At 63.5% G+C, this 9944-nt stretch carries 10 protein-coding genes; 9 read left to right on the top strand and 1 reads right to left on the bottom strand.

Features of this window, described 5'->3' with window-relative positions:
• Positions 1-245 precede the first annotated feature (245 nt).
• Positions 246-569, top strand: coding sequence for a YbaB/EbfC family nucleoid-associated protein (locus EOA29_RS14120; RefSeq protein ID WP_126090386.1), 324 nt, complete (start codon positions 246-248; stop codon positions 567-569).
• A gap of 217 nt (positions 570-786) precedes the next feature.
• Positions 787-1743 (top strand): cell wall hydrolase, encoded by a 957-nt coding sequence (locus EOA29_RS14115; RefSeq protein WP_126090385.1) that lies wholly within the window; start codon positions 787-789, stop codon positions 1741-1743.
• Between the two features lie 97 nt (positions 1744-1840).
• Here the strand turns inward: EOA29_RS14115 and EOA29_RS41385 are convergent, their stop codons facing one another.
• Positions 1841-1996 carry a hypothetical protein gene (locus EOA29_RS41385; protein ID WP_189350386.1) on the bottom strand — a complete coding sequence of 52 codons (156 nt, stop codon included), beginning with the start codon at positions 1994-1996 and terminating at the stop codon, positions 1841-1843.
• A gap of 55 nt (positions 1997-2051) precedes the next feature.
• On the opposite strand from EOA29_RS41385, the gene recR reads away from it, so the two are divergent.
• The 7 genes from recR (at position 2052) to EOA29_RS14075 (ending at position 9851) form a co-directional block, all read left to right on the top strand.
• Positions 2052-2657 carry a recombination mediator RecR gene (gene recR, locus EOA29_RS14110; protein ID WP_126090384.1) on the top strand — a complete coding sequence of 202 codons (606 nt, stop codon included), beginning with the start codon at positions 2052-2054 and terminating at the stop codon, positions 2655-2657.
• A 194-nt stretch (positions 2658-2851) separates the two neighbouring features.
• A complete protein-coding gene (locus EOA29_RS14100) occupies positions 2852-4129 on the top strand; it encodes a lytic murein transglycosylase (protein ID WP_126090383.1) in 1278 nt (425 codons plus the stop codon).
• Positions 4130-4396: 267 nt separating this feature from the next.
• The gene (locus EOA29_RS14095) at positions 4397-6028 is read left to right on the top strand and encodes an ABC transporter substrate-binding protein (protein ID WP_126090382.1); all 1632 of its coding nucleotides are present in this window, start codon (positions 4397-4399) and stop codon (positions 6026-6028) included.
• Between the two features lie 18 nt (positions 6029-6046).
• Positions 6047-7114, top strand: a complete 1068-nt coding sequence (locus EOA29_RS14090; protein ID WP_126090381.1) for an ABC transporter permease — start codon at positions 6047-6049, stop codon at positions 7112-7114.
• A gap of 196 nt (positions 7115-7310) precedes the next feature.
• Positions 7311-8237, top strand: coding sequence for a nickel transporter permease (gene nikC, locus EOA29_RS14085; RefSeq protein ID WP_126090380.1), 927 nt, complete (start codon positions 7311-7313; stop codon positions 8235-8237).
• A 10-nt stretch (positions 8238-8247) separates the two neighbouring features.
• Positions 8248-9108: an ABC transporter ATP-binding protein gene (locus EOA29_RS14080; protein ID WP_126090379.1), complete on the top strand. Its 861-nt coding sequence runs from the start codon at positions 8248-8250 to the stop codon at positions 9106-9108.
• A complete protein-coding gene (locus EOA29_RS14075) occupies positions 9105-9851 on the top strand; it encodes an ABC transporter ATP-binding protein (protein ID WP_126090378.1) in 747 nt (248 codons plus the stop codon). The genes EOA29_RS14080 and EOA29_RS14075 overlap by 4 nt, the downstream gene beginning before the upstream one ends.
• The last annotated feature ends 93 nt before the right edge of the window (positions 9852-9944 follow it).

Below are 9944 nucleotides of genomic sequence, written 5' to 3'. Positions count from 1 at the left end.
TGCTAGGAGCGACCCGACGGTCGCCGCCATCCTCGCCCGCTTCCCCGGCGCCAAGATCATCGACGTGCGCATTCCGGATGTGCCTGAAGTGGAAAGTACTGACGCCGACCTGCCGGTCGAGCCCGCGGCCGATGATGATGAAATCTAGAGCATGATCCCGAACCGAAGGACCGTGTCAGCGAAAATGGGAACCGGTTTTCGGACAAGATCATGCTCCCACAAAAGAAACTAAGAGGACATTTGCGATGAAGGATCTTCTCGGCCTGATGGGCAAGGCGAAGGAAATGCAGGCCAAGTTCCAGGCCATGCAGGACGAGATCGCCACGCTCGAAGCCACGGGGCAGGCGGGTGGCGGTCTGGTCAGCGTGACGCTGACCGGCAAGTTCGAAATGAAGACGCTGAAGATCGATCCCTCGCTCATCAAGGCTGACGAGGCCGAGATCCTGGAAGACCTCATTCTGGCCGCTCACAATGACGCCAAAAATAAGGTCGAGCAGGTGATGCAGGAAAAGACCAAGGCCTTGACGGCGGGCCTGCCTATACCGCCCGGAATGAAATTGCCGTTCTGAGACGCCCGCCGCCAGTTAATTGATTATGAACGATAATCGAGCCCGGCCCGCAATATTAACCATTTTGCCGGCGTTGCTCACGGGCTCATTTCGCTGCATTCATAAAGTTTTACCCAAGTCCAGGGATTGCTAACCATCTAGCCATCTTTTTGCCTGAAAGAGTCTCATTCTTGCCACATCTCGGGGCGGGCTGGCATCTGGAAATGAGGCTTTTTTGTTGATCGCGACGCGATGGAAGACGCCGCTGCTGCTTATTGGCATCGCCGCTTCCCCCTTGTTCCTGGCCGGCTGCAGCCAGACCGCTTCACACGGTATGTCGGTGGCGAGCCTTGCCGACGCCGTCACGCCGAGCTTCCTGAGCTCCCGTTCCTACAAATATACGATGAAGGACAAGGAATGCCTGCAAAGGGCGATGTTCTTCGAGTCCAACCGGTCAAGCCGTGACGGCATGATCGCCGTCGGCACCGTCGTCATGAACCGGCTGCGTTCCGGCCAGCACGGCAACACCATTTGCGAGGTTGTCGGCGAGAGGGGCCAGTTCGCGCCCGGCGTGCTGACGCGGCCGATGAATTCGAGGGCGCTGCCCGATGTCGAGGAAGCCGCCGAGGCGGTGCTGAAAGGCGAGCGCAAGGCCAAGCTCAAGAACACGATGTTCTTCCACACCGCCGGCCTGCGCTTCCCTTACAACAACATGCACTACACGATGGTGGCCGGCGGCAACGCCTTCTATGAGAAGCGCGGCCGCAACTGGCAGCCGCTGCCGGACGAGCCCATGGTCGCCATGGCCTCCGGCAAGTCGCAGAAGACCGATCCTGCCGCTCCAGTGCTCGTCGCTTCCGCCGAACCGGTGGTCAAGACCATTGTCCATGCCGATCCGGCCAAGCAGGCCGCAATGACCGCGGTTGCCGCGCCGTCCCCTGCCGAGCAGACCTACATGACGGCCTCCATCGCGCCGGCGCAGAAGTCGGGCCGCGTCACGGCGAAGCAGACGGTGGTGGCGATGCAGGAGCCGATGGAAGAGCCTGATGCGTCCCGCTTCGGCGGTACGTTGAAAGGTCGGTATATCACCTCGGTGCCCAGCGCCCCGCAGGAAGCGGCGATGGGATTCCAGTCGACGCCTGAGAACACCGACGCCATCGGCGCGCTGATCGTCAGCCAGAACCGGCCGCTCTAAACCTATTGAGTCGACCATCGATGCACGACCCGCATTGGCAGCAAGGCGGGTCGTGTGCCGTTACGAACTGTTCCAAAGCGCTCTGAAAAATCCTGGATCATCGTTTCACGGAAACGGCGAACTGATCCACCTTTTCGTTTTGACGCAAGTCCGGACGGAAAACCGCTTCGCACTTTTCCTGGAATTGCTCTCTAAAGCGCGTCGCGTCGAAACGGATTCGAGCGACGCGCTTTAAAACTTTGTTTTTATGCATGTCGTTTTCCCGAAACCGCTACACACTTTTGGGCGACATGCATTAGATCAGAGCGATGTCAAAGCGAATCGCCGGTCCAGAGATCGAACGCCTGATCCAGCTCCTGGCCAAGGTGCCGGGGCTTGGACCGCGTTCGGCACGCCGTGCGGCCCTCCATCTCATCAAGAAGAAGGAGCAACTGCTTCAGCCTTTAGCCGCCGCCATGGGCGAGGCGGTCGACAAGGTGCGCATCTGCTCGACCTGCGGCAATGTCGACACCTCCGATCCCTGCATGATCTGCACCGATCCGCGCCGCGACGCCGGCACGCTGATCGTCGTCGAGGACGTCTCCGACCTCTGGGCGCTCGAACGCGCCGCCGCCATGAACGTGCGCTATCACGTGCTCGGCGGCACGCTGTCGCCGCTCGACGGCATAGGCCCCGACCAGCTTAACATCCGCTCGCTGGTCGACCGTGTCGCCGGCGGCGAGGTCAAGGAGGTGATCCTCGCCGTCAACGCCACCGTCGAGGGCCAGACCACGGCGCACTACCTGACCGACCAGCTCTCTGGCTTCGACGTCAAGGTGACACGGCTTGCGCATGGCGTGCCGGTCGGCGGCGAGCTCGATTATCTCGACGAAGGCACGCTGGCCGCCGCGCTGCGATCGAGGACGGCGTTTTGAGGTGGCTAGACAGGAGGATGCGCGTCGTGACTGGAGTGCATCCTTCGAAGCTGGCCCCAAGCACCCCCCTCTGTCCTGCCGGACATCTCCCCCTCAAGGGGGGAGATTGGCAGCTTCACCGATGCCACTCTCTTTCTTACGTTGGTGATTGGCGAAAGCCGAACCAACAGCCAATCTCCCCCCTTGAGGGGGAGATGTCCGGCAGGACAGAGGGGGGCGCGACAGAACGCGGCTTTTCCAAATTCAGCCTCGCGTTTCTTCTGCTCGCAATATTCAGCCTCATTTTCACCACCCCCTCCCGCGTCGCCCCCATCGACGATCAATTCCAGACATGGCTGCAGACCGACCTCTGGCCCGAGGCCAAGGCCAAGGGCATCTCCAAGAAGACCTTCGACGAAGCCTTTATCGGCGTGAAGCCGAACCTCAAGCTGCCCGACCTCGTCGTGCCCGGCGAGAAGCCGACGACACCCGAGAAGCAGCATCAGGCCGAGTTCGGCCCGCCAGCCAACTATTTCGCCGAGAAGATCATTCGCGCCGTCACTGGCGGAGGACGGACGCGCGAGAGCGCCAACGCGAGGGTGCTCGGGCTGATCGAGAAGCGCTACGGCGTGCCGGGTGACTTGGTTCTGGCGATATGGGGCCGCGAGACCGGCTTCGGCGCGGCCAAGATGCCATACGACGCCTTCGAAGTGCTGGGCACCAAGGCGTTCATGTCGACCAAGAAGGACTTCTTCCGCACCGAGGTGCTGGCGGCGCTCGAGATCGTCGAGCGCGGGCTGGCACCTGTCAACGCGATGAAATCGTCCTGGGCCGGCGCGCTCGGCCAGCCGCAATTCATGCCGACCTCCTTCCTCAAGCACGCCGTCGACTTCGACGGCGACGGCAGGCCAGACATCTGGAATTCGACCCCTGACGTGCTCGCCTCGATCGCCAACTATCTCGTCCATTATGGCTGGGTGAGGGGGCGCGGCTGGGGCGTCGAGGTGATGGTGCCGGCCAGTGTCTCCTGCTCGCTCGAAGGACCCGACCAGGGCAAGAAGATTTCCGACTGGGCGGCGATGGGCATCAGGCGCGCCGACAACAAGGCGTTCCAGGCGAGTGAGCTGAAGGCCGAGGGCTTCCTGCTGATGCCGGCCGGGCGCAGCGGTCCGGCCTTCATCGTCACGCCGAACTTCTATGTGCTGAAGGAATACAACACCAGCGACCTCTATGCGTTGTTCATCGGCCACGCCGCCGATCGCATCGCCAAGGGTGACGCCACCTTCGCCGGCACGTGGGGTGCGGTCGGTGATCTCCACCGCTCCGATATCGCCGCGCTCCAGCGGGCGCTGGAGGCCAAGGGCTACGACGTCGGCAGCGCCGACGGCCTGCCCGGCTTCAAGACGCGCCGCTCGATCGGCTCCTGGCAGGCAAGGAACGGCAAGGCCGCGACCTGCTTTCCCGATGCGAGCCTGATTGCGCAGCTGAAATGACGACGGCTTCCAAGCGTCAGGGTTTAGCAGATTTTTCCTGATTGGAGGTTTCGATTAGCCGGCGCACGGGTCGACACGTGGCGCCCCATTCTGGCCCAATAGGCTCTCTCGCAAAAATGCGCGTTGCTGCTTCAGCGCCGCCGAATAGGGTGTTGACCAACTGGACAAAAACCACGACGGTACGTCGTCCAAGCCGCCGTCGGCTTCGCAAAGAATAATGCAGTTCTGAGCCGGGAACTCAGGTCAACAAAACAGGGAACGATCATCATGATGCTGGAAAAGTTTGCTCTCCGTGGCTTGCTTGCGGGTGTGGCGATGTCGGCGCTGCTCGCTACGCCCGCTTTTGCGGTCTCGCCTCCCGACACGCTGGTCGAAGGCTTCGCCATCGACGACATCATCTCGATGGATCCGGGCGAGGCGTTCGAGCTGTCGACCGCCGAGGTCACCGGCAACACCTATGATCTCCTGGTCCGCCTCGACCTCAGCGACACCTCCAAGGTCAAGGGCGACCTTGCCGAGAGCTGGACCGTTTCCGACGACGGCCTGACCTACACCTTCAAGCTCAAGCCCGGCATGAAGTTCGCCTCGGGCAATCCGATCACCGCGGCCGACGTTGCCTACTCCTTCGAGCGCGCCGTCAAGCTCGACAAGAGCCCGGCCTTCATCATCGAGCAGCTGGGCATCAGCGGCGACAACGTCACCGAGAAGGCCAAGGCGGTCGACGACACGACTTTCCAATTCGTCGTCGACAAGGCCTACGCGCCGAGCTTCGTGCTGAACTGCCTGTCGGCAACCGTCGCTTCCGTCGTCGACAGCAAGCTGGTCAAGGAACACGTCGCGGCCGCCACGCCGAGCGCCGACTACAAATGGGACAACGACTTCGGCAATGCCTGGCTGAAGACCGGCTACGCAGGCTCGGGCCAGTACAAGCTGCGCGAATGGCGCGCCAATGAAGCCGTCGTTCTGGAACGCAACGACAATTACAATGGCGAGAAGGCCAAGCTCGCCCGCGTCATCTACCGCAACATGAAGGAAAGCTCCGCGCAGCGCCTGGCGCTTGAGGCCGGCGACATCGATGTCGCCCGCAACCTCGAGCCGAACGATCTCGACGCCATCGCCAAGAACGCCGACCTCACCACTACCAGCGCGCCTAAGGGCACGGTTTATTACATCAGCCTCAACCAGAAGAACGCGAACCTCGCCAAGCCGGAGGTTCGTGAGGCGTTCAAATATCTGGTCGACTATGATGCCCTGAGCTCGACCATCCTCAAGGGCATCGGCGAGATCCACCAGTCCTTCCTGCCCAAGGGCGACCTGGGTGCCGTCGATGACAATCCCTACAAGCTCGACGTCGCCAAGGCCAAGGAACTCTTGGCCAAGGCCGGCCTGCCGGACGGCTTCAGCGTGACCATGGACGTGCGCACCGGCCAGCCGACCACGGGCATGGCGGAATCGATCCAGCAGACGCTGGGTCAGGCCGGCATCAAGCTGGAGATCATCCCCGGCGACGGCAAGCAGACGCTGACCAAATACCGCGCTCGCAACCACGACATCTATATCGGCAACTGGGGCCAGGACTATTTCGATCCGAACTCCAACGCCCAGACCTTCGCCTCGAACCCGGACAATTCCGACCAGGCCAAGATCAAGACGCTCGCCTGGCGCAATGCCTGGGACATTCCGGACCTGACCAAGGAGACCGAGGCCGCGCTGCTGGAGAAGGATTCGGGCAAGCGCGCCGACATGTACAAGGATCTGCAGAAGAAGATCCTCGACACCAGCCCCTTCGTCATCATCCATCAGCAGCTCGAAGTGGCCGGACTGCGCAAGAGCCTCAAGGGCTTCGTGCTCGGCCCGAGCTTCGACGCCAACTTCGTCGGGGCGGTCTCGAAGGAATAGCGTCTTCGGACACGCAGCGTGAGCGTAGCTGAAAACCAGGCGGCGGCAGGGCGCGACAGCGCCCGCGGCGTCGCCATTGCCTCGTCGATCGGCCGTTTTCTGGTCATCGCGGTGACGACCTATCTCGGTCTCCTCGCGGTGACCTTCTTCATCGGCCGCGTCATCCCGATCGATCCGGTGCTGGCCGTTCTCGGCGACCGGGCTCCGACCGCCGTCGTCGAGCGCACGCGCCGCGAGATGGGTCTCGACCTGCCGCTGATCGAGCAGTTCTACATCTATGTGAAAAGCGCGCTGAGCGGCGATTTCGGCACCTCGGTGCTGACCACCAATCCGGTGATGTCCGATATCCGCCGCGTCTTTCCGGCCACGATCGAGTTGGCGACGCTGGGCACGCTGATCGGCGCCGTCATCGGCGTGCCGCTCGGCGTGCTGGCCGCCGTCAAGCGCGGCAGCCTGATCGACCAGATCGCCCGCATCGTCGGCCTCATCGGCTATTCCGTGCCGATCTTCTGGCTGGGGCTGCTCGGGCTGGTGCTGTTCTACGCCAAGCTGCAGTGGATCGCTTTCCCGGCGCGGCTCGATGTCGTCTACGAGTACACCTTCACGCCGATCACCGGCTTCTACCTGCTCGACGCGGCGATGCAGGGCCAGTGGGATGTCTTTTATGACGCCTACCGCCACATCATCCTGCCGGCCTCGCTGCTCGGCTATTTCGCGCTCGCCTATATCAGCCGCATGACGCGCTCCTTCATGCTGAACGAAATGGCGCAGGAATACATCGTCGCCGCGCGCGCCAAGGGCCTGTCGGAAACGCGCATCATCTGGGGCCATGCGCTTCGCAATGCAGCAGTGCCGATGGTGACGGTGATCGCGCTCTCCTATGCCAGCCTGCTTGAAGGCTCGGTGCTGACCGAGACCGTTTTCTCCTGGCCGGGCATCGGCCTCTACATCACCAATTCGCTGCAGAACGCCGACATGAATGCGGTGCTCGGCGGCACCATCATCATCGGCTCGGTCTTCATCGGCATCAATCTTCTGTCCGACCTGCTCTATCGGCTTCTTGACCCAAGGACGAAGGCCGGATGAGCAGAGCTATCGCATTTTCGGGCTTGGCTGTGGCCAATCACTCCCACTCCGGCCCTTCGGGCCAACTCTCCCCCGGTCCGGGGGAGAGGAGAAGCCGGTCGCGCGCTTGGCGCCTTTCCTCTCCCCCGTCGAACGGGGGAGAGGTGGTCTGCGAAGCAGACCGGAGCGGGGGTCGACAGCTTCAAGAGGCATCGTCATGACCGCCTCCGACGCCGGCTCCCTCTCCCGCCGCGAATGGTTGCTGTCGGAGCGGCCGACCTCGCGTGTGCAGGCACGGCTCGGCCGCGCCTATGTGGCGTGGCGGCGTTTTTCCGCCAACCGGCTGGCCTTCGTCGGTCTGCTGATCATCCTCGCGCTGGTGGCGGTCGCGGCCTTTGCCGATGTGCTGGCGCCCTATTCGCCGACCGTGGGTGACCTAAAGAACGCCCGCTTGCTTCCGCCGGGCGCTGCGCATTGGTTCGGCACCGACGACCTCGGCCGCGACATCTATTCGCGCATCGTCTATGGCGCGCGCTGGACGCTTTATGTGGTGGTTCTCGTTGCTGTCATCGCCGCTCCCATAGGCCTTCTGGTCGGCACGGTTGCCGGCTATGCAGGCGGCTGGACCGACGCCATCCTGATGCGCATCACCGACATCTTCCTCGCCTTCCCGAAGCTGGTGCTGGCGCTCGCCTTCGTCGCGGCGCTCGGCCCCGGCATCGAAAACGCCGTACTGGCAATAGCCATCACTTCCTGGCCGCCTTACGCGCGCATAGCCCGCGCCGAGACGCTGACGGTGCGCAACTCCGACTACATCAAGGCGGTGCAACTGATGGGCGCTTCGCCCTTCCGCATCGTGCTGCGCCACATCATGCCGCTCTGCATCTCCTCGCTGATCATCCGTGTGACGCTCGACATGGCCGGTATCATCCTCACCGCCGCCGGCCTCGGCTTCCTCGGCCTCGGCGCGCAGCCCCCGCTGCCCGAATGGGGCGCGATGATCGCGTCAGGCCGCCGCTTCATCCTCGACCAGTGGTGGGTGGCTGCCGCGCCGGGTGCTGCCATCCTCATCGTCAGCCTCGGCTTCAACCTGCTCGGCGACGGCCTGCGCGATGCGCTCGATCCCCGGAGTGGCGACCAATGAGCGGTGATCAATGAGCGGCAATCGGGACGCACAGCCAAAGGGAACGCTGCTCGAAGTCGACGATCTGCGCGTCACCTTCCCGACCCGCACCGGCCTCGTGCAGGCGGTGCGCGGCGTCTCCTTCTTGCTCGGGCGCGAGCGGCTGGGCATCGTCGGCGAAAGCGGCTCCGGCAAGTCGCAGACCGGCCGCGCCATCATGGGCCTGACCCCGCCGCAGGCTGAGGTGTCGGCGAAGAAGCTCAGCTTCGACGGCATCGATCTGCTCTCGGTGTCGCCCAGCCAGCGCCGGGCGCTGCGCGGCAACCGCATCGCCATGATCCTGCAGGATCCGAAATATTCGCTCGATCCGGTGATGACCATCGGCCGCCAGATCGTCGAGACGCTGCGCACGCATGAGAAGGTCTCCAAGGCCGAGGCGCGCGAGCGGGCTTTGGAGATGCTGCGAGCGGTGCAGATCCGCGATCCGGCTCGCGTCTTCGACCTCCACCCGCACGAGGTCTCGGGCGGCATGGGCCAGCGCGCGATGATCGCCATGATGCTGATCGCCGGTCCGGAGCTGATGATCGCCGACGAGCCGACCTCGGCGCTCGACGTCACCGTGCAGCTCGACGTGCTGAACATCCTCGACAGGTTGGTCGCCGAGCGCGGCATGGGGCTGATCTTCATCTCGCACGATCTGCGCCTGGTTTCCTCTTTCTGTGACCGCGTCGTCGTCATGTATGCCGGCAAGGTGGTCGAGCAGCTCAAGGCCTCCGAGTTGCGCGACGCCCGGCATCCCTATACGCGCGGCCTGCTCAACTGCATGCCGAGGATCGGCTTCGAGCGTCATCCGCTGCCGGTGCTCGACCGCAAGCCGGAGTGGGCGGCATGACCGCGGCGCTTTCCGTCCAAGGGCTGGAAGTCGTCTTCGACCGTTTTCGCGCACTCAAAGGTGTTAACCTGGAAGTCAGGGAAGGCGAATCCTACGGGCTGGTCGGCGAAAGCGGCTCCGGCAAGTCGACCCTGCTGAGGGCAATCACCGGCCTTGCTCCTGTCGCCGGCGGCACCATCACCATCAACGGCAAAACGCTCGGCAAAACACGCGACAAGGCCTTCTACCGTAATGTGCAGATGGTGTTCCAGGATCCCTACGGCTCGCTCCATCCGCGCCAGACCGTCGACCGGCTGCTGCAGGAGCCTCTAGCGATCCACGGCATTGCCGACGGCGAGAAGCGCATCGAGCGCGCGCTGGACGAGGTCGGCCTCGGCAAGGGCTTCCGCTTTCGCTACGCGCACCAGCTCTCCGGCGGCCAGCGCCAGCGCGTGGCGATTGCCCGCGCGCTGATCCTCGAACCCTCGATCCTTTTGCTTGATGAGCCGACCTCGGCGCTCGACGCCTCGGTGCAGGCGGAGGTGCTGAACCTGCTCGAAGAGGTGCGGCGCCGGCGCAAGCTCACCTTCCTGATGGTCAGCCACGACCTCGCCATCATCACCCATATGTGCGAGCGGCTGATGGTGATGCAGAACGGCGAGGCGGTGGAGACGCTGACCGCAAGCCAGCTGATCGGCCATCGGGTGAGCGAGGACTATACGCGCAACCTGCTCAGGGCGAGCGAGGGGTTTGTGCGGGTGTAGCCCGTCTCGCAGAAGCCTCGTTTCTTCCCACCCCCCCTCTGGCCTGCCGGCCATCTCCCCCGCAAGGGCCCGCAAGGGGGGAGATTGAGCGCA

It is taken from the genome of Mesorhizobium sp. M1E.F.Ca.ET.063.01.1.1 (genome assembly GCF_003998155.1).
Classification (GTDB): Bacteria; Pseudomonadota; Alphaproteobacteria; order Rhizobiales; family Rhizobiaceae; genus Mesorhizobium.
Note: the sequence above shows the minus strand (reverse complement) of the source record. Positions and strands in the feature narration are given on the sequence as shown.